Raw genomic sequence first — 18,991 nt, 5'->3', positions numbered from 1 at the left:
GCATTCCCCGGCTCATTCACTGCTCTTCCCCTCCTTCTCTCCGGGATAGACAATCCGGGCTACAGCAATGGTGACATTACCGCTCTTGAGCTTAGGCTGCAGAAGCGAATGCGCACCTGAAGACAGCAGCGCAGCAGGTTCACAGACACCGTAAGCCCCCGTTGCCCTGAATACCACCTCAGACGGATGGTCCAGTTCTACTGTATTGAGCTGCTCCGGGGTGTACAGAACCAGCTCCCAGCTGTATTTGGCGCACAAGGCCAAGAGCCCCGCTTCATCCCCCTTGATTCCGGCCGTCGCCACATTCCGCACACTATGGAGCGACAGATGAAGCTCATTCAGCGTGTTCAGGACCACGGCTTCCAGCTCTTCCGCAGACGTCCCGCGGTTACAGCCGAGTCCAAGCACCAGACTGCGCGGGCGATACACTACAGTGTGCTCGGCCAGAGTAGTACCTGCCGGTGCGTCCTCCTCCGGTTCCTCCGCCAGCCGGTCGCTTACCACAATCGCTGCGCTGAAGCGGCGTCCACTATGCCGAAGCTCAGCTCTGCTTGCGAACATAGAGACATGCTCCGGCACCTCAGCACCCGGCGGCAGCCAGTCACGTTCCCCGCTCTCCTGCACCCAGGCCACCGGCTCCCCGTTAACGAGCGCAGCACTAACCCCCTTCATGGGGGTGAAGCTGTCCGCGTGCCAGCCGTACTCCCGGCCCAGCAGGTCAACAGCGAAGGTGCCCTGCACATCCGAAGCCGTGGTGATCACCGGATGGCTGCCCAGCAGCTCCGCAATCTCCAGTGTCAGCTTATTCGCTCCGCCGAGATGGCCGGAGAGCATGCTGATGACATGCTCCCCGCGCTCATCGATGACGATGACAGCAGGATCGGTTCTTTTATCCCCCAGCAGCGGAGCCGTCAGCCGGACTGCCGCCCCCAGCGAGAAGAATAGAATGACCGCCTCATAGCTCCCGAAGAGCCTGGGCAGCAACCCTCTGACCGGTCCGTCAAAAACAGTGATCTCCCCGCTCCGCGCCTCCAGCCCGCCGCTATACTTGGCATAGACAAAGACCTCAGTCCCGCCAAGCCGCCCGCCAAGCTTCACAGCCAGCTCTATCCCGCTGCGCGTAATGGCAACAGCCGCATACCGCTTACTCACCGGAGCCGATTCCTTCCCGGCAGCCGTGGGTGAAGGTCTTGTCATACAGCTTGGAGCGGTGCTGATCGCGGTCCGTCAGCCCGGGGTCCAGCGCCCAGCCGGCCAGGATCATGGCATGCATGGTGATGCCAGCACCTTGCAGGTCCGCCTCCAGCTTCTCAACCGTGGTCCGCAGAATCTGCTGATCCGGCCAAGTGGCCCGCTTCACGACCGCCACCGGGGTCTCCGGGCTCCAGCCTGCGGCCAGGAATTCACTGCTCACATGACCGGCCAGTGATGCACTCAGAAACAGCGCCACCGTGCAGTGATGCTCCGCCAGCTTGCGCAGCTGCTCGCGCTCCGGCACGGGTGTGCGCCCTTCCGCACGGGTCAGAATGACCGTCTGCGTCAGCTCCGGCACGGTCAGCTCTGCGCCAACCGCCGCCGCCGAGGCAAAAACCGAGCTTACGCCCGGCACAATCTCATAGCGGACGCCGCGTAGCTTCAGCAGCGACATCTGCTCCAGAATCGCGCCGTACATGGCGGGGTCTCCGGTGTGGACGCGGGCTACGCTTTGACCGGACTGCACGGCAAGCGTCATCAGCTCCACCTGCTGCTCCAGATCCATGCCCGAGCTCTGAAGCACCTGCGCACCGGGCTTAGCGCTGCGGATCAGCTCCTCGCTGACCAGCGAATCCGCATAGAGCACCAGATCAGCGGAGCGCAGGATGCGGCTGCCTTTTACCGTAATTAGCTCGGGATCGCCGGGTCCGGCACCGACAATATATACTTTTGGCTCCAACAGCTTATTCGTCATTTGCTCACCACCATCAGACTCAGGTACTCCACTTCCTTGCCCCGCAGGTCCCGTGCATCGCGCCAGACAGTCTCATAGGGGGAGGTGACCTTGGTCACCACCGAGGCGCGGCCGGACAAGCCCAGCTCCTCCACCACATCCAGCACCACATCCAGCACCTTGGCCACCTTAAGGAACACCACCGTATCATGATGCAGCAGCGCTTCTCTAAGCGCCTCCCTGTCGTCCGTAGCCGGGATGATCCCCACCCGCTGATTGCCGTCCGCCAGGGGCTGCTCCAGCGCAGCCGCCGCGCCCAGCACCGAGGATATTCCCGGAACCGAGATGACCGGCACACCGGGATGCAGCTCCTGCATCAGCCGGGCCAGATGAATGAAGGTGCTGTAGAGATTAGGATCGCCTTCCGTCACAAAAGCCACATCCCGGCCCTGTCTCAGCTCTCCCCAGCACAGCTCTACCGTACGGGTCCAGCCGCTGGCCAGCAGCTCCGGGTCCTTCGTCATGGGAAAGACCAGTCCGAGCATGATTTTGTCCTGCGGGTCTACGTGCAGCTCGATGATTTCATAGGCATAGGATTTGCCGCCCTTCTTGGTAGCCGGGTAGGCAATCACCGGACATTCCCGCAGCAGACGGCAAGCCTTAAGCGTAATCAGCTCCGGGTCGCCGGGGCCAACGCCTACGCCGTATAACGTTCCGATCGCCCGGGGAGTCAGCCGTTCCTCCAGCTCCGGCTCTTCTGCATCCAGCGGGTCAAATAACGCACTGGCCGCCTGCATCGCTGCTTCTGTCCACAGCGTTCCGGCCGCTTCTCCTGACGATATTTCCTGTCCGTCCGCAGCCTGCTCACGCGGCGAAGTTACATTGGTCTTCATTGCGGGTTCCTCCTTCGTTATTGTCTGATGATTAATGAAGCCTCCGGCCGCTGACCACGTAGACGGGATTCATTCCGTCGAACCGGGTCATGCCGAGAATCGGCTTGCCGCGTGACGCCTGTAGCATCGTCACCTCGCAGGCCAGTCCTGCGGCCTTAAGCGCCTCCATGCTGCCATGCAGCGTCTCCACCGTGATCGCCCCAACCACAATCCGGCCCTCCGGGCGCAGTCTGGCGGCGCTGTGCGCAATAATGTTCGCCAGCTCCCCCCCGCTGCCGCCGATGAAGACGGCATCCGGGTCAGGCAGAGCGGCCAGGCCCTGCGGCGCCTTCTCCTGAATGATCTGGAAATCCGCCCGGAACTTCAGACGGTTCGCAGCCATGTTCGGCAGGTTCTCGGCACTTTTCTCCAGCGCGTAGACCTTCCCGAGTCTGGCGATCCGCGCGCATTCCGCAGCCACCGCACCCGAACCGGAGCCGATGTCCCACACGACTGCATCCTCGGACAGGTTCAGCTCCGACAGCACCAGAGCGCGGACCTCGCGCTTCGTAATCAGGCCTTTCTCCGGCTTGCGCTGCCGGAACTCCTCATCCGGATAGGCGAAGCCGCGCCGCACAGGAGCAGTGACCTCCTGCTTACGGCGCAGGATCACGACATTAAGCGCTGCGAACTCCCTGGTCACCATCTCCTCCAGCGTCCAGAACCGGCAGACTTCCTCCGCCCCGCCAAGCCGTTCACAGATAAACGCCTCATATTCCATCATCCCAAACTCCTGCAGATAAGCGGCGATGACCGCAGGGGTGTTGTTCTCGTCTGTCAGCAGGGCGATTTTATGCTTGCCGTCGATACGCTGGGCCAGTCCCTGGATGGGGCGCCCGTGCAGACTGATCAGCTCCGCATCCTGCCAGCTGTCCCCAAGCCGTGCAAACGCAAGCTGCACACTGCTATAATGGGGGATCACCTCCACATGCTCCGGCCCGAACCTACGGACGAGATACCCGGCAATCCCAAAAAAGAACGGGTCCCCCGAGGCCAGCACCACCGTCCGCCGCTCACGCCACACCTTCTCCAGCTTATCTGTAAAAGGCTTCAGGCCGCCTTGCAGGACGATTTTCTCCCCTCTGTACCTGCTGAAAAAATTCAATTGCCGCTCGCCGCCCAGCAGCACCTCGCTGTTGTTCACTATGCTTAAGCTATCCGGTGTCAGGCCGCCGGCGCCATCCTCACCGATCCCGATCACATAAATCAGGTTATCCATGAATCTCCGCCCTTCCCAGCACCCGGCCCTTCATTGTAATGAGCACCATCTCCACAATCATGCCTCCGTTCATATGCGCCAGACTCTGTTCACAGGCATGCCTGCACAGCTGCTCGAAAAAAACGTGATTCCCCGCCTCAGTCATCATGTCCACGACCTGTGAGGCTGTGTTGGCGGCAGCAATCTCCTGCACCTGCTCCGGGGTTGCTCCCGCACCAGCCGCAACGGAGGCCAGAAATCCGAAATCTACGGGCGCGTTCTTGGAGTGAATCAGCATGGCCCCCTGAGCTACCTTGGAGAATTTACCGGCCATCCCGACGAAGGTAACCTTCCCAATCCCGTAAGCCTTCGCATGCTCCAGCGAGAAGCCTACATATTCCCCCATCTGCACAAAAGCTTCCTCCGGAAGCTCCGCGAACATCGCGATAGCGTATTTCTCGCTGCTGCCGCCTGTGGTAAGCACGATCTGCCGGTTCCCCGCCGCAGCCGCCACCGAGATGGCCTGAACCACGCTGGCCTTATAGGCCTCGGTGGAGAACGGCGTCACCACGCCCCGCGTGCCCAGGATCGAAATGCCGCCCAGAATACCCAGCCGGGGATTCAGCGTCTTAAGAGCGATGCTCTCGCCCTCCGGCACGCTGATGACTACCCTAAGGCCCCGTGCTGCACCGTGCTCCTCCAGTACGGCGGTTACCGCCTCTTGAATCATCCGCCGGGGCACCGGGTTAATTGCCGCCTCTCCCACACCTACCGGCAGTCCAGGCTTCGTCACCCGGCCGACACCGCGGCCCCCGTCAATCTCCACGCCCGGCTGATCCCGCCAGCTCACCACCGCCTCGATCCGCGCCAGATGTGTCGCATCCGGGTCGTCTCCGGCGTCCTTGACGGTGGCACAGCTTGCCGTGTGTGATCCTGTACGCTGCCAGCCGGTCAGCTCAAAGGTATGACGGAAGCCGGCCGGCAGATCAATCTCTACCACGGGCAGGCTCTCCCCTGTAATGAGCAGGGTGGCCGCACCTGCGGCTGCCGCTGCGGCACAAGCCCCTGTCGTGTAGCCCCTGCGCAGCGGGGGAGCAGGGATTACCTCTCCGGAGGGATCGGGCCTTGCAGGAACGGCTGCTTGCACCGACTGCTCCGGTAACCGCTCGAATGCAGTACTATCCGCTTGTGACGACTGCTCCGGTAACTGCTCGAATGCAGTACCATCCGCTTGTGCCGACTGCTCCGGTAACTGCTCGAATGCGGGTCCGGTCGCTTGCGCCGACTGCTCCGGTAACCGCTCGAATGCGGGTCTGGCAGGCTGTTTGGCTTTCCCCGCCCCTGCCTCCCCGCTTTCTTGGCTCCGGTTCTGCCTGATGGCGTGACCGGGTATTTCCTTGGTCATGGCAATCCCTCTTTGCTTTTGCTGATGGTCTAAGAATGAATCCTCACAATCTGCACAATCTGCACATAGCTGAAGCTTATCCTCTGAGCGTTCGTCCTTGGCAGGTAACCTGTCTTACTCTCTATATAACCTGATTATACTGCTGCTTCTAAGCAAATCAGGAGATTTTTATACAAATTTTTCTAGTCTTTCTAGCTCCATTGCACTTTGTACATTAGTTAAACCCCATATCCGCCAAAAAAGTGAATCTGCTGCATTTTGTACATTAGAATTTGGTGAGGGAGCTGTTGTGGAGCCCTTTTTCAAAAATCAAGTGTACGAACTGCAACAGAACCGGATTTCAACTATAAAAATACGAATTCTGTTGCAGAGAATACAATTAGTGAGCCTACACGCTACCGCAACCCCGCACCTTAAGCACATTAACCCGGTCATCGGTGAGAATGCTCCAGCCACAAACTTCAACTGCCAGACTGTTAGAACTAAAGAAGTAAATAATTTGAGATAGCTGTATTCTGTACATTTAAAACCCGCAAAAAGGGAGGATTTCCTCATCTAACTGTAATCTGTACAACTATATCTGCCCAAATCAAGGAGAACACCGATTATAGAAAAGTTTAATTGCACGTTTGAGTCAATTTCATAATTCAATTTGTTAAATAGCAAGATTAGGCCAAAATCTAAGGTCACATTTTTAAAAAATCAGGCGATTTGCTGGGAATTCCTCAACTGCTGGTTCAATTTGTCTAACGCAAACTTACTCAAATTGTACGCGAGCGTACTGAGCTGGAAATCGACACTTGCCCGGACACCGCGGTGGCGTGTGCGCTTCATCCCGAAATACTCTTTGAGATAGGCAAATACACGCTCCACGGCCGTACGCTTCTTGTACAGTGTTGTAAAACTTTCGCTCCCTCTGGCGGGATAGGTGTGTAAACGCAAATCCGTTTGGATTCGAATTTTAAACACTTTTTGGCATTCGGTACCGGAAAGCGCACAGCCTTTGCATTCACTAGGCCGGGTGTACTTCAGGGTCTCATATTTGGCATCAAAACTGTCGTAACGGTACGCATGCCCTTGAGCGCACACCGGCGTGTAATCCAGATTCATTCCCGCAGGCGAGTCTTTGTGGTGAATCAGGGAAATCGCAGGATAGGCGCCGAGCGAATGAATCAACTGGTAGATCGCCGCGCAATCGTACCCCTTGTCGCCCAAGATATGCTTGACCTTTAGCATCGGAAACTTCAGGAGCAGGCCTTTGAGAAGGACGACCGCCATACGCTGGTCATTCGGATTTGCCGAACTAAAGAGGCCGCTGAGGATATACTGGCTGTCCGTGTCGACCAGCAGATTCGCCTTGAACCCGTAATAGCTGGTCATTCGGCCCTTCGTATTTTTCTTGTCACAACGCGCAGCATGCCGGGGCAACGCGGTCAGTAGTTCATCGTACGGGTACGGCAACATCGCTTCAATGGTTTTCTGGAACGGTCCGAGACTTTGTTCATAGGCTTCCATTTCCTCGCGCCGACGTTCCTTTTCCGCCAGGGATGGACGGCCGGGCTTGCTATATCTGGGTTTCTTCAGCGGCTCGTTCGCCACCTTAGGCTCAGGCTCGGGATGTTCGAGCTGAATTTGCTCGGCCACCGAAGCTTCGCCTTTCTTTTGCCCCCGGCGAGCCGCACGACGCTTGGAGGCCGATTCGCTAAATTGGCAATCCCAAGCCTCGACCATGGAGGAATCCACAGCCAGATGGGTTCCGCTCACAAAGCCTTCTTCTAGGGCAGACGTGACTAGGCGATCCTGAAGTTGTTCCAGCATTCCCGTTTGCTCCAGCGCATGAATCAAACGGGAATAGGAGGCCTGACTTGGAATGTTATCCGAGCCGGTGAACCGGCACTGGACTCGAAATTCGTTGCTATGATTCAGTCGCCGAACCAAGGCAGAGACAAACTCGATGTTCTCCATTTTTGCAATCAGCAGCGAGTAGATCATGGCAGGTACATTTAATTTTTCAGGCCGTCCGCGATGGTTCTTTTTCCCCAGTGCGAACAGAACTGGAGCTAAATGTAAGTGTTCAAAGATTTGGCTGTATTTATCTTCTGGACTCATTTGGAGCAATTCCTCGAAGGAAAACAGTTCTTCTTGTCGAATAGAATAGATGGGGATTACCTCTTTTCTTCTCGGGTGTTGGTTTCGTCGCCTATAACTTCGAGAATTTGGGGAGGTACTCCTTTTTCTATGCTCAAAAAAACCAGGTATAGCAAGGGTTTTGAATTATGAAATTGTCTCCGTTTTACAGCTAAATGGCTATTCACTCGTACATCAGAGCATTTAGTTGTACAGAGAGCGATTAAACTTACCGCTTACAACTTAATCGGGATATGACAACTCACAGCCCTAAGCTCCAAGCATCTGCTTCTCTAATCCGCTACCCCGGCTCGCCCGCAGCCCGGCGGACTGCCAGCAGACTTAGCGCGTTGACTGCGGCGACCACGATTGTACTGCCGCCTTTGCGGCCGATATTGGTGATGTAGGGAATATCCAGCTTGCGCAGCTCATCCTTGGATTCCGCCGCCGAGACGAAGCCTACCGGCATGCCGATGACAAGGCCCGGCTGCGCTGTGCCCTCTTTTACCAGACGGATCAGCTCCAGCAGGGCAGTCGGCGCGTTGCCGATGACATAGATGCCCCCCGGTGCCTGGGCGCAAGCCTTGCGCGTTGCGATAATCGCCCTTGTGGTTCCCAGCGCCTTCGCCTCATCCACCACATCAGGATCTGAAATATGTACCCGGACCTCGCCGCCGTACCGCTGAATCCGCTCCTTGGCAATGCCCGCCTCTACCATCCGCACATCCGCTATAATCGGCTTGCCCTGCAGAATCGCGTGAATCCCCGCCTCAATCGCCCCGGGATGGAACACCAGGCTGCGTCCCAGCTCAAAATCAGCCGAAGCATGAATAATCCGCTGTACAATCGGGTACTCGAGTGCACTAAACGAATGTTCACCCAGCTCCTCCGTAATCATCTGAAAGCTTAGACCCTCTATCTCCTGCGGCTGTACAGTCACCGGCTTGAACTCTGTCCCGAAATCCACATTCATCCCTCTTCCCTGGTCATTAGCAGCGCATGCTTCACAGCAGCCGTAATCTCGTCAAAAGAATCAAACACCGTTCCGCCATCCCCGAAGGACAGCCCCGGCCGCATAATCAAAATCACATATAATCCCATATCCAGCGCAGCATGCAGCTTCTCATCCACCGAGCCCTCGGCCCCGCTCTCTTTGGTAATCATCACCCGGGTGCCGTACTGCCGGTACAAGGCCTCATTCATCTCTCTGCTAAAAGGGCCCTGAAGCGCAATGATATTCCGCTGCTCTATCCCAAGAGCCAGGCACTTCTCCAGATTCTCCAGACAAGGCAGCAGCCTTACGGTCAGCCTAATATCTGGATCTCCCAGCAGCTCCTCCGCAAAAATCTCCAGCGTCTTGCCGCCGGTGGTCAGCATCACAGAGCCCTTCAGCTCCTTGGCCTTGCGCGCAGCCTCTTCATAAGAATGCACAAGCAACAGCCGGGGATGGCTGTTATAGATGAGACTCTGCCGCTCGTAGCGGAAGTACGGCAATCCCAGCGCAGCAGCAGCTTCCATCGCATTGACATGAGCCTCCAGCGCAAAAGGATGGCTGCCGTCCACCACGGCACGGTACCCGCCCGCTTGCAGCAAAGCGATCATCGCCGCGCGGTCCAGTCTGCCGGTGCGGGTGCGGATGCCAGCAGCCATAAGGCGTTCAGCCCCGCTGGGCGTCACCACGCTAGCCTGCAGCGGCAGGCCTTGGCGCAGCAGACTCTGTGCCAACTCCCGGGCGTCGCTGGTGCCGCATAACATGAAGATCATCGCGGCTGGCGAAGCTCCTGATCGTCTGCCGCCGCCTCCGTTACATCATGCCGCCCATGCTGCCCATGATGGACATGGCTGTGATGTTCATGCTTTCGGTGCTCATGTTCACCTTGACTGTGATGCCCGTGCTGGCAGTGGCTGTGATGTCCATGCTCCCCATGGCTGTGATGTCCACGCTCCCCATGGCTGTGATGTCCATGCTGGCAGTGGCTGTGATGTCCACGCTCCCCGTGGCTGTGTTGCCCATGTTCCCCGTGGCTGCAATGTCCATGTTCCCCATGCCCGTGATGTCCATGCCCATGCTCCCCGTGCCCCTCCTCACCATGATGATGGTGATGATGCACAGAGGCTGCATCGCGGTATTTGCAGTTATCGCAGTTGCTGAAGGCACGGCCTTCCAGCGTCTCCTCGATCCGCTCTGTCAGCATATCCACCAGCAGCGGATGTGCGCCCAGTGTGCCGCCGATCTCCACTTCAAGCTCTGGATGTGCGGCTGCAAATTGTGCAACTCTCTCAGTGAACTGCTGCATCAGCACTCCGGTGAACAGCAGGTACGGGAGAACGATAATTCTGCGTGCCCCCAGTGCAAGGCAGCGTTCAAGCCCGTCCGGCAGCGAAGGCTTGGCGATGGCAATGAAGCAGCTTTCCACGCTGCGGTAGCCTGTTCTCTCCCAGAGCAGCCGGCTTATTTTATACAGATCGCTGTTGGCATCCGGGTCACTGCCCCCGCGTCCCATCAGCAGCACGATGGTGTCCTTATCCTCTATGGTGGATGCACCGTTCCCGCGCAGGTCCAGGTCCATTCCGCCAGCCGCCTTCACCTGCAGGAGTGGAAGTCGTTCTGCTGCCTGAATCCGCTCCAGCAGAATATCGATGGCACGGTCCTGCACCCCCAGCGGACGTCCATAGATGAACTTCACCCCGGGATATCTCCGCTTAGCTTCATCAATGGCCAGTGGAATATCGAGCTTGGAATGCCCCGCCGCGAACAAAATAATCGGCACAACGTATATCTCCGCCGCACCGCCCTCGATACATCTGGCAATTCCGCCAGCGATGGAAGGCGAGGCCAGCTCTATGAAGCAGGTCTCGACCTTCAGCTCCGGCTTCCGGGCCGCGAGCAGGCGGGTGAATTCCAACAGCTCCTCATTGCCCGCTTGAACCCGGCTCCCGTGTCCCACCAGTAATACCGTTCTCATCGTCTGCACTCCTTCTATGCTGTTATTGTTGTCGGATGTAAGGGCTGCACCACCTTTGGTGCTGTCCATCCGTTCCCGGAACGCATGATAACGCTCCTGCTCCCGGCCATGGGCCCTGTAATCCTCAACTGCCGCAGCTACCGCGGCTACCGCTTGCTCCTCGTCCATCCCTTCACACACCAAAATCCCTGCATGTGCGCCCCGCCCGGACTTCTTGCCGCCGAGATACAGCTCATAGCTGCCGCGCGAGCATACCAGCCCGATGTCATCCAGCACGGCCGAGCTGCAAGCCATTCCGCAGCCCGCTACGCTGATGTGCAGCTCTCTCGGCACGGCAAGCCCGTGCAACAGCTCATGCAGGCGGACAGCCGTACTTAACGCTCCGCTTCTGCGCAGCTCACAGAATCCGCAGGTCTTCACCTTCACGTAATCTCCAGGCGTACTTACATTCAGTCCGGCCTCCAGCAGCCTTGCTCCTGCTCCTGCCTCTGCCTCTTCACTCCGGCTGCCGCGCAGCAGGAAATACCCGTCCTTCGTATAGACCAATTGCCCATCGCTGCCTGCAAGCTCAGCCAGCAGCTTCATCTGCTCACCGCTGAAGCTGCGGCTGCCGGCTGCCGGAGCAATCTCCAACTCGAAGGAAGTCTCGGTCGATGCCGTCAGGCGATCGGACAAGCTACGTAGCCGCTCCACCTGCGGAGCAGCAGCCAGACTCTGCACAGCCGCTTCTTCCGCCCGCCCTGATTCCGCTTCTCTTCCTGCGATAGCAGCTTCTCTCCCCGCAGCCACAGCTTGTGCCGCTCTTGCTCCAGCTGCGCCCTCTGCCTGCCCGGACTCCGCCGCAGCCAGCGACCAAGGCTCTGCTGCCGTGCGCAGCCGCTCGTGCGGCTTCAGCGTCTGCGCCTGTGATCCGAGATTGTACTTGCGCTCATATCCGCGCGGCGTAATCATAAGGTCCTCATAGACAACGGTAGCAGAGTTGCCTACTACCACGGTGGAGAGCATGCCGATCTCATGCTCCAGCATATCCTGCAGCGTTGTTACGATCGTCTGCTGACGGTCACGATAGGCGCTTTTGACAATGCCTACCGGTGTAGCCGGGTCACGGTAACGCAACAGAATGCCCCGCGCTTCTTCGATCTGCCGCGTCCGTCTGCCGCTGCGCGGATTGTAGAACGCAATGACGAAATCTGCCGCCCCCGCCGCATCCACACGCGCAGCGATGCTCTCCCAAGGTGTTAGATGATCGCTCAGGCTGATCGTGCAGGAATCGTGCATAATCGGGGCCCCCAGCAGTGAGGAACAGGACTGGATCGCCGATATTCCCGGGATCACCTCCACTTGTACCCCCTCTGAGCGGCTCCAGCCGCGTTCGATCAGCACCTCGTAGACCAGCCCGGCCATTCCGTAGACACCGGCATCGCCGCTGGAGATTACCGCAATGCTCTGTCCTTCTTCAGCTCTGCGGACGGCCTCCTGGGCCCGGCTGACCTCCTCGGTCATCCCCGTGCCGACGATCTCCTGGTGCCGCAGCAGCGGCCTGATCAGATCTACATAAGTGGTATAGCCGATGACCGCCTCACTCTCATCCAGCGCAGCCAGTGCGCGGCCGGTAATATGCTCCAGCGCTCCGGGGCCGAAGCCGATAATGAGCAGCTTTCCTTGTTTCTTCATTCTTCTTCCCCCGTTCATGAATAGCTGTGGTCAAGCGCAAGCAGCTTACGCAGCTGCACCTGGAATTCTCCGGCGGTGCGGGGAGCGCTCTGCCCTGCGGTCAGGCTGGCTGGCAGGCTGAACCATAGATCAGCCAGCAGCGGCAATCCCAGCCCGATGGACAATAGCTCCTCCCGTCCCGCAAAAATCTCCTCCGGCGTCCCCGCCGCCCGGCATCTTCCATGCTCCAGCACAATAATCCAGTCCGCCCAGCGGTAGGCCAGGTCCATATCATGCGTAGCCATAACTACGGTTGTCCCTTTATCATGTATGGCTTCAAGCCCCTTCAGCATCTGCTGCTCCGATAACGGGTCCAGATACGAGGTCGGCTCATCCAGCAGAATCAGCTCCGGCTCCATAGCCAGTACACCGGCGAGTGCCGTGCGTTTCTTCTGGCCCAGACTAAGCTGGTGAATCGGTTTATCGCCCAGATCAGTCAGATTCAGCAGCTCCATGACCTCCCGGCAGCGCGCAGCGATAGCCGGTTCAGCCATGCCGCTGCCGCGCAGCCCGAAAGACACATCCTCCAGCGGAGTGCTGAGGATCAGCTGCTGCTCGGGGTCCTGGAAGACCAGGCCCACTTTCCGCCGCAGAGCGGCCAGCTCTTTTTTGGAGTAGGATAACGCCTTCCCTCCTTGCATAACCGTCCCCTGCTGCGGGCGCAGAATGCCGACGGCATGCAGGAACAGCGTCGATTTGCCCGAACCGTTATGACCGAGCACCGCCGTCTTGCTGCCTGAGGGGATGGAGAACGTCAGTTCATGCAGTGCAGGCTCCTTCGTATCCGGGTAATGGAACACCACTCCGTCACAAGCCAGACTATATTCCATATCTATCACTTGCTCCTCTAATGTGATTTGGACGATCGGAAGTTGTTGTACTTTGCGCATGATTTCACCCCCGCGTCCACAGCCAGAGCTGCGCCAGCACCAGCACTGCTATCCCGGAATACGCCTGGACAGCATAGCGCCGCGGCACAGGACGCGCCGTATAAGGCGGCAGAATAATCTCATCGGTGAATCCGCGGGCCAGCAGCCCCTGCGATAGTCCGTTATACCGGTGCATCGTGTTGCCGAACAGCGCTCCTGCCATAGCCGCAGTCTCACGCAGCTTCGCCTTATAGCCTCTACGGCCTCCGCGCAGCCTGCGGGCCAGCAGCAGCCCATGCGCTGCATCACTCAGCAGGAATAAGAAGCGGTACATAATCAGCATCAGCTCCAGAACAATCTGCGGCATCCGCAGCCTGCGCAGCACCTGCAAAAGCTCACTGAACGGAGTAGTGAACATCAGGAAAAAGAAACAACTCATACAGGCAGAGATTCTGGCCAGCAGCTCCCCTGCCCGCTGAAGTCCCGCCGCTGTGACATATACGGGCAGATTCAGTCCCGGAAGCGGGAATATCCCTGCCTCTCCCGCAGCCGGATGCCCGAATTCCACGAGCAGCGCCGGTACGCTAAGCGCATAGAACAGCAGCGCTGTGCCGAACAGCATGCCATAAGCACGCAAGGGAATACGGGCCTGCAATACACACCAGGACATCATCCATAGGGTGATTGCAGCCTGTAGTACCGGATGTACAGTGTAAGAGAGCAGGAACATCAGGGCTGCGAACGAGCTTTTCCACATCGGGGATAACTGGCGCAGAGCATTATTGTAGGAGAGAACGTCAATCCGCCGAATCACTTGCTGCTATGCTGCTTCGTCCCGCCCTGCTTGCCCTTGAGCAGCCCCAAGGTATAACCGATCACACCGGCACCAATCGCTGCCTGCAATGCAAACAGCATACTCTCCGTCTCACCCGGCAGCTCGGTCAGCGGCTTGAACCACGGCTTATAGTCAGGATTCATCTCGGTAATCACACCTTCAGCCGCATCATCGGCCCCGCCGAATTCCCCATTGACCAGCAGCAGCGGCAGAATAACCAGCAGAATAACAACCAGCAGCATCAACCCATTTTTCCATTTATTGCTCATTAGGCTCTTCCTCCGTTCACCTTGCGTTTCAGAAGCGACAATTCATTCGGACTATACGATTTCAGCCAGTTCCAGAGCAGTACCGTCAACAGCCCTTCACTGATGGCCAGCGGGATTTGCGTCACGGCAAAGATGCCCCCGAATTTGAGAAAAGAAGCCAGCACGCCGCCATCCGCCGCCGGAAAAGCCACCGCCAGCTGAAAGGAAGTCACTACATACGTACTCAGATCCGCTACCGCAGCCGCACAGAACAACGCCAGCTTCTCACGGTCCGGCCGCTTCATCATCAGCTTATACACTGCATAGCCGGCAAAAGGACCCGCCACCGCCATCGAGAACGCATTGGCCCCGAGCGTAGTAATCCCTCCGTGCGCCAGCAGCAGCGCTTGAAACAGCAGGACAATCGAGCCGATTACGCTCATAGGCAGCGGCCCCAGCATAACCGCACCAAGTCCGGTACCCGTGGGGTGGGAGCTGCTTCCGGTCACGGAAGGCATTTTGAGCGCAGACAGTACGAAGGTAAACGCCCCGGCCAGGCCCAGCAGCAGCTTCAGTTCCGGATTCTCCCTTGTCATGGATTTCAGCTTGAAGATTCCGAGCACAAAAAACGGGATAAACGCCGTCCACCAGAACACCGCCCAGCCTACCGGCAGGAATCCTTCCATAATGTGCATTGCCCGGGCCGTCCCCGGTTCATTCAGCATAAAGTACACCGTAAATCCGGCAACCAGTGCCGCAAAGCTCCACCATCTGTGCTTTTTCATTTGTCACCCTCCATGTTTGTTGTTTTCCCATTACAGATCTTAAAGCCCAAGTGGAAACATCTTTGCCGTCCTTTTATAGGACGGTACGTTTCAGCGAGGAATATAAGGATGATTTATAGCGTGAAGCATAAAAATCCTTATATTCCAAAAAACCCACCCTAAAGGGTGGGAGTGTATGTACGCAGGCAAGTTCGATAGAGCGCGCTGCACGCAGCCAAGCGAAACAAGGTGCTTCTCATCGTCCCATCACTATGGGCCGTGTCCTTGTATCCCGCAGCTGTAAGCCGGGGGTCATCTCTAAGATTCCAAGATTCCTCCGGTCCATCAGGGCAGAACGCCTCTTCTCATTAACCTATCCGTACACCGCTCCTATCCGCGTAGAGTCGTGGTGTGCATCGACAAGGTAGGTCTCCTGGCTTGGAATACAGGCGCCGCAGACTTCGTCTTCCCCGGGGCTTCCCGAGTGACCTCATGAAGTGCAGCTCTTCCATACAGTGGCGGGACCGCTCGGGAGTTGCACCCGATTCCCTGTTATCCCTTGCCGCTTCCGGCAAGAGCACCTTGTTTCATCGCTAATTCATCTCACATCATAGCGGACCGGGCTTAGCGTGTCTGTGATATAAATTGGAAAAGCTGTCCTGAAGCCAATCATGGCTTGTAGAAATTTTATTTGAGTAATATAATTATTAACTATATAACCTGAACGTGGAGGCATCCGATGAAACTTGATCTAACCGAACAATCCCTGCCCGTGTACGAGGCCCTGTCCAGTACCGTGCGCCTGCATATGCTGCGGCTGCTGTCCGAGAAGCCCATGAACGTGAAGGAGCTGGCCGCAGCCCTCAAGCTCAGCAGTGCGATTATGACCATGCATGTGCGCAAGCTCGAAGCCGCCGGGCTGATCCGCAGCCATATGGCTCCCGGCAAAAGCGGTCTGCAGAAGATCTGTACACTGGCCGCCGACGGGGCTGAGATTGTTTTTCCGGGACAAGCCCGGACTCCGCGCAGGGGGTACCGCAAGGACATTCCGGTGGGGCATTATTCCGACTTCCAGATTGAGCCTACCTGTGGACTGTCTACGACGGAGAGGGTCATCGGACACTTTGACGATCCCCGTTATTTCTGGGACCAGGAGCGGGTGAACGCCGGGATTCTCTGGTTCGGCAAGGGGTTCGTCGAGTATAAAATCCCGAATTTCCTGCTGTCGAGCCAGCAGCCGGAGGAGCTTGCCATCACGATGGAGATCGCCTCCGAAGCCCCGTCGGTCAACAACAACTGGCCGTCGGATATTACCTTCACGCTGAACGGACAATCGCTCGGCTTCTGGACCAGCCCCGGTGACTACGGAGATAATCCGGGAAAATACACCCCGGCCTGGTGGCCTGCACTCACCAATCAATACGGCCTGCTCAAGCAGCTGCGGATTACGCAGTCAGGCACCTTCATGGATGGGCAAAAGCTGTCGGAGGTCACCCTGGATCAGGTAGGCATCCGCAACAAACAATGGACCTTCCGGCTCTCTGTCGAGGAGGATGCCGAGCACATCGGCGGCCTCACCCTGTTCGGCAAAGGCTTCGGCAATTACAACGAGGATCTTGTGTTTGAGTTGTTTTATACAGATGGCGTGGCAGATTTGCCGGGTTCTATATGAAAGCCAGATTAGGGTGTGTAGAAGGTAGGTAGGTAGGTAGGTAGGTAGGTAGGTAGGTAGGTAGGTAGGTAGGTAGGTAGGTAGGTAGGTAGGTAGGTAGGTAGGTAGGTAGGTAGGTAGGTAGGTAGTGGAGATAGATTAGTTAGACTAATTAGGTTAGTTTTCGATTCAGCTACTTTTGGAGCTAATGCTCCTCATTTCTGCTCATCGCCCACTTTCCGCCGACTCAGGTGCACAAATGCCAATGTCATTAAGATAAGTTCAAAGATAAGTTTGGAATTAATAAAGAGAATCCAAAACGGTATGGGGAAACGTCCTATGCCGTTTGTTTTTGGTGTAAGGAAGGAAAAAAGCGCATAGCAAACAAAGCGGATGGAAGATCCACTTAAAAAAATGTTCATGCGAACCGAATTATGCTACTCTGTAGACGAAGCTAATGGCGGATTTGCTACGTATTCTGCGTGTATTCCTTTGCCCAGGACGGGTGAGACGAATCGGCAACATATTTTTGCGAATCAAAGCTTCCACATCAGGCGGGGGTCCATCGCCCTTGGAGCGCAGGAAATGTCTACAGACGTGAACGGCCACCGTGAAGTTGACTTGGTAGAGGTGCCGTTTATCCTTTTGGGAAATGACTACGTGCGAGGTAATCATTTCAGCGAAATTGTAGAGGATCATTCTTGCGAATATCTCTTGGGTAATGGACTCTTGCTTCTTTGCGTGAAAATGGGTCAGACCGATGGTGTATTTTAAGGCCCGGAAAGAGGTCTCAATCCCCCATCGCAGGTGATACAGTTCCCGGAGTTCATCCGGTGAGAATTCAGCAGCCGGTAGATTGGTAATGACGGTTTCATAATCGCCACTGGGCAGGAGGAAACGAACCACCCGAAAGGAAATCGGGTAAAACAGGTTCTTTTGCATGTCCAGAAAATCAAAGCTAGAGGTGGCCGGAAGAATTTTATAGATTTCGGGGTGATCCCTGAACGCTTTCGTTCGTTTTTTAGTCAGCGTCAGGTGAATCTCCTGATCAAACGCCCCTTCAAAGGTCAAGTGCAAGCCCGAAAGAATGCCATTCGAATGCAAATCCTTGACCCGTATGACGTACTTCCATCCTTTCCGTTCCAGATGCGCGAACGTATTGTAGCTTTCCAATCCTCGATCCGCCAACACAATGACGTTCCCCTGAATAGGGGACCGATCCACCATCGTGGACAGCGCCCTTCCTTCGTTGCGTAGCTTTCGAGGTTGAAGGATGGCGTCTACGTAAAGCCGGTTACAGAGGTCATAAGCAGCGTTCAAGTGCAGAAGGTTAAAGCCTTTCGAGTGGGGCTGACTTTGAGAATAGGTCAACGGGTCCGCAGGATCTGTTGCAATATGCAGATCGGAACCGTCAATGGCCAATAATCGATAGCCTCGATAATCCTTGAATTCCGTATGGGACGCGGTAAAGGTGTGAAACAAAGATTCGACCGCAGACGGCAAAATTTTATTTCTTTGCTGAACAAAAGCAGAAGAAGTTGCGGTGTTAACGTCATAGCCCTGCGATTCCAACAGTTCCTTATAGAGGCTGTTGCCGCCCATAAAGATCAGGGTTTGCATAACCATTTCAAAGGGTAGTTTTTTCGTTCGGGTAAAATCCTTTCCCGGGTTTCTGACGTAAGGCGCGGGGGCAGCCGCCATCTCACGGATGAGAGATGTCAGTCTGTCTTTCAGCGAATTTGCATAAGCATTCATTGGCGTAACCTCCTCGTTTTTTCAAGGGGCTTCGCCACACGTTTTCTACGGATTGTCAAGATTTTTTGTGCAAAAAAAGAGCAGGCTATCTTTTCGATAACCTGCCTTTTTCTTGTTTTTGGCTCTATATCTTAACTTAATGACATTGGCACTAATGCTCCTCATTTCCGCTCAGCTGCCCACTTTCCGCCGACTCAGGTGCATTAATGCTCCTCATTTCCGCTCATAGCTCACTTTCCGCCGACTCAGGTGCACTAATGCTCCTCATTTCCGCTCAGCTGCCCACTTTCCGCCGCATTTGAGGGATTTATACATCTCATTTCTTCTTCAAGCCCACTTTCCGCCGCACCAGAGGGATTTATCCCTCTCTTTTCCTCACCCAACCCACTTTCCGCCGCATTTGAGGGATTTATACATCTCTTTTCCTCATCCAGCCCGCTTCCCGCTGCATTAGAGGGATTTATCCCTCTCTTTTCCTCCTCCAACCCACTTTCCGCCGCATTAGAGGGATTTATCCCTCTCTTTTCCTCATCCAGCCCACTTTCCGCCGCATTAGAGGGATTTATCCCTCTCTTTTCTCTTCCCACCCCTCTCCTCCACA

15 protein-coding genes, 2 pseudogenes and 1 riboswitch are annotated in these 18,991 nt (G+C 56.4%); of the genes and pseudogenes, 1 reads left to right on the top strand and 16 read right to left on the bottom strand.

Annotated features, from left to right (window positions below; genetic code table 11):
• Nucleotides 1-12: 12 nt before the first annotated feature.
• The 14 genes and pseudogenes from MKX51_RS07605 to MKX51_RS07545 all read right to left on the bottom strand — a co-directional run bounded on the left by MKX51_RS07605 (nucleotide 13) and on the right by MKX51_RS07545 (nucleotide 15,005).
• Entirely contained in the window at nucleotides 13-1,152 is a 1,140-nt protein-coding gene (locus tag MKX51_RS07605; protein WP_340991911.1) for a cobalt-precorrin 5A hydrolase, read from the bottom strand.
• Entirely contained in the window at nucleotides 1,145-1,948 is an 804-nt protein-coding gene (gene cobM, locus MKX51_RS07600; protein ID WP_340991909.1) for a precorrin-4 C(11)-methyltransferase, read from the bottom strand. The genes MKX51_RS07605 and cobM overlap by 8 nt, the downstream gene beginning before the upstream one ends.
• Nucleotides 1,945-2,820: a precorrin-2 C(20)-methyltransferase gene (gene cobI, locus MKX51_RS07595; RefSeq protein ID WP_340991907.1), complete on the bottom strand. Its 876-nt coding sequence runs from the start codon at nucleotides 2,818-2,820 to the stop codon at nucleotides 1,945-1,947. Before cobI ends, cobM begins: the two co-directional genes overlap by 4 nt.
• A 31-nt stretch (nucleotides 2,821-2,851) precedes the next feature.
• A complete protein-coding gene (gene cbiE / locus MKX51_RS07590) occupies nucleotides 2,852-4,078 on the bottom strand; it encodes a precorrin-6y C5,15-methyltransferase (decarboxylating) subunit CbiE (protein ID WP_340991905.1) in 1,227 nt (408 codons plus the stop codon).
• Nucleotides 4,071-5,204, bottom strand: coding sequence for a cobalt-precorrin-5B (C(1))-methyltransferase (locus tag MKX51_RS07585; RefSeq protein ID WP_340995551.1), 1,134 nt, complete (start codon nucleotides 5,202-5,204; stop codon nucleotides 4,071-4,073). The genes cbiE and MKX51_RS07585 overlap by 8 nt, the downstream gene beginning before the upstream one ends.
• Nucleotides 5,205-6,164: 960 nt before the next feature.
• Nucleotides 6,165-7,571, bottom strand: coding sequence for a transposase (locus tag MKX51_RS07580; protein WP_340991904.1), 1,407 nt, complete (start codon nucleotides 7,569-7,571; stop codon nucleotides 6,165-6,167).
• A 319-nt stretch (nucleotides 7,572-7,890) separates the two neighbouring features.
• Nucleotides 7,891-8,556, bottom strand: a complete 666-nt coding sequence (locus MKX51_RS07575; protein ID WP_340991903.1) for a precorrin-8X methylmutase — start codon at nucleotides 8,554-8,556, stop codon at nucleotides 7,891-7,893.
• Between the two features lie 2 nt (nucleotides 8,557-8,558).
• Entirely contained in the window at nucleotides 8,559-9,353 is a 795-nt protein-coding gene (gene cobK / locus MKX51_RS07570; protein WP_340991901.1) for a precorrin-6A reductase, read from the bottom strand.
• A pseudogene (locus MKX51_RS33165) lies at nucleotides 9,350-10,519 on the bottom strand (sirohydrochlorin chelatase); the annotation flags it as partial. The pseudogene MKX51_RS33165 and the gene cobK, both read right to left, overlap by 4 nt.
• An 81-nt stretch (nucleotides 10,520-10,600) precedes the next feature.
• Nucleotides 10,601-12,229: pseudogene (gene cobJ, locus MKX51_RS33160) on the bottom strand (precorrin-3B C(17)-methyltransferase); the annotation flags it as partial.
• 14 nt (nucleotides 12,230-12,243) lie between these two features.
• On the bottom strand, nucleotides 12,244-13,098 hold the full coding sequence (locus MKX51_RS07560; RefSeq protein ID WP_445322062.1) for an energy-coupling factor ABC transporter ATP-binding protein: 855 nt from the start codon (nucleotides 13,096-13,098) through the stop codon (nucleotides 12,244-12,246).
• A gap of 64 nt (nucleotides 13,099-13,162) precedes the next feature.
• Nucleotides 13,163-13,951, bottom strand: a complete 789-nt coding sequence (gene cbiQ, locus MKX51_RS07555; protein ID WP_340991897.1) for a cobalt ECF transporter T component CbiQ — start codon at nucleotides 13,949-13,951, stop codon at nucleotides 13,163-13,165.
• The gene (locus MKX51_RS07550; RefSeq protein ID WP_036722466.1) at nucleotides 13,948-14,241 is read right to left on the bottom strand and encodes an energy-coupling factor ABC transporter substrate-binding protein; all 294 of its coding nucleotides are present in this window, start codon (nucleotides 14,239-14,241) and stop codon (nucleotides 13,948-13,950) included. Before MKX51_RS07550 ends, cbiQ begins: the two co-directional genes overlap by 4 nt.
• Entirely contained in the window at nucleotides 14,241-15,005 is a 765-nt protein-coding gene (locus MKX51_RS07545; RefSeq protein ID WP_340991895.1) for an energy-coupling factor ABC transporter permease, read from the bottom strand. Before MKX51_RS07545 ends, MKX51_RS07550 begins: the two co-directional genes overlap by 1 nt.
• A gap of 385 nt (nucleotides 15,006-15,390) precedes the next feature.
• Nucleotides 15,391-15,584, bottom strand: a riboswitch (cobalamin riboswitch).
• Between the two features lie 139 nt (nucleotides 15,585-15,723).
• On the opposite strand from MKX51_RS07545, the gene MKX51_RS07540 reads away from it, so the two are divergent.
• Nucleotides 15,724-16,656 carry an ArsR/SmtB family transcription factor gene (locus MKX51_RS07540; RefSeq protein ID WP_340991893.1) on the top strand — a complete coding sequence of 311 codons (933 nt, stop codon included), beginning with the start codon at nucleotides 15,724-15,726 and terminating at the stop codon, nucleotides 16,654-16,656.
• Nucleotides 16,657-17,067: 411 nt separating this feature from the next.
• Here the strand turns inward: MKX51_RS07540 and MKX51_RS07535 are convergent, their stop codons facing one another.
• Both MKX51_RS07535 and MKX51_RS07530 read right to left on the bottom strand, forming a co-directional pair.
• Nucleotides 17,068-18,390 (bottom strand): IS4 family transposase, encoded by a 1,323-nt coding sequence (locus tag MKX51_RS07535; RefSeq protein WP_340991681.1) that lies wholly within the window; start codon nucleotides 18,388-18,390, stop codon nucleotides 17,068-17,070.
• A 254-nt stretch (nucleotides 18,391-18,644) separates the two neighbouring features.
• A complete protein-coding gene (locus MKX51_RS07530) occupies nucleotides 18,645-18,977 on the bottom strand; it encodes a hypothetical protein (RefSeq protein WP_340991891.1) in 333 nt (110 codons plus the stop codon).
• Nucleotides 18,978-18,991: the final 14 nt, after the last annotated feature.

The organism is Paenibacillus sp. FSL M7-0420 (assembly GCF_038002345.1).
Classification (GTDB): Bacteria; Bacillota; Bacilli; order Paenibacillales; family Paenibacillaceae; genus Paenibacillus_AQ.
This window is presented reverse-complemented; position numbering and strand designations above follow the sequence as displayed.

Coding starts and splice junctions, on each gene's coding strand:
- cbiE (WP_340991905.1), bottom strand. CDS start 4,078: ATGGATAACCTGATTTATGTGATCGGGATCGGTGAGGATGGCGCCGGC.
- cobK (WP_340991901.1), bottom strand. CDS start 9,353: ATGATCTTCATGTTATGCGGCACCAGCGACGCCCGGGAGTTGGCACAG.
- MKX51_RS07545 (WP_340991895.1), bottom strand. CDS start 15,005: ATGAAAAAGCACAGATGGTGGAGCTTTGCGGCACTGGTTGCCGGATTT.
- MKX51_RS07550 (WP_036722466.1), bottom strand. CDS start 14,241: ATGAGCAATAAATGGAAAAATGGGTTGATGCTGCTGGTTGTTATTCTG.
- MKX51_RS07535 (WP_340991681.1), bottom strand. CDS start 18,390: ATGAATGCTTATGCAAATTCGCTGAAAGACAGACTGACATCTCTCATC.
- cobI (WP_340991907.1), bottom strand. CDS start 2,820: ATGAAGACCAATGTAACTTCGCCGCGTGAGCAGGCTGCGGACGGACAG.
- MKX51_RS07560 (WP_445322062.1), bottom strand. CDS start 13,098: ATGGAATATAGTCTGGCTTGTGACGGAGTGGTGTTCCATTACCCGGAT.
- MKX51_RS07540 (WP_340991893.1), top strand. CDS start 15,724: ATGAAACTTGATCTAACCGAACAATCCCTGCCCGTGTACGAGGCCCTG.
- cobM (WP_340991909.1), bottom strand. CDS start 1,948: ATGACGAATAAGCTGTTGGAGCCAAAAGTATATATTGTCGGTGCCGGA.
- MKX51_RS07580 (WP_340991904.1), bottom strand. CDS start 7,571: ATGAGTCCAGAAGATAAATACAGCCAAATCTTTGAACACTTACATTTA.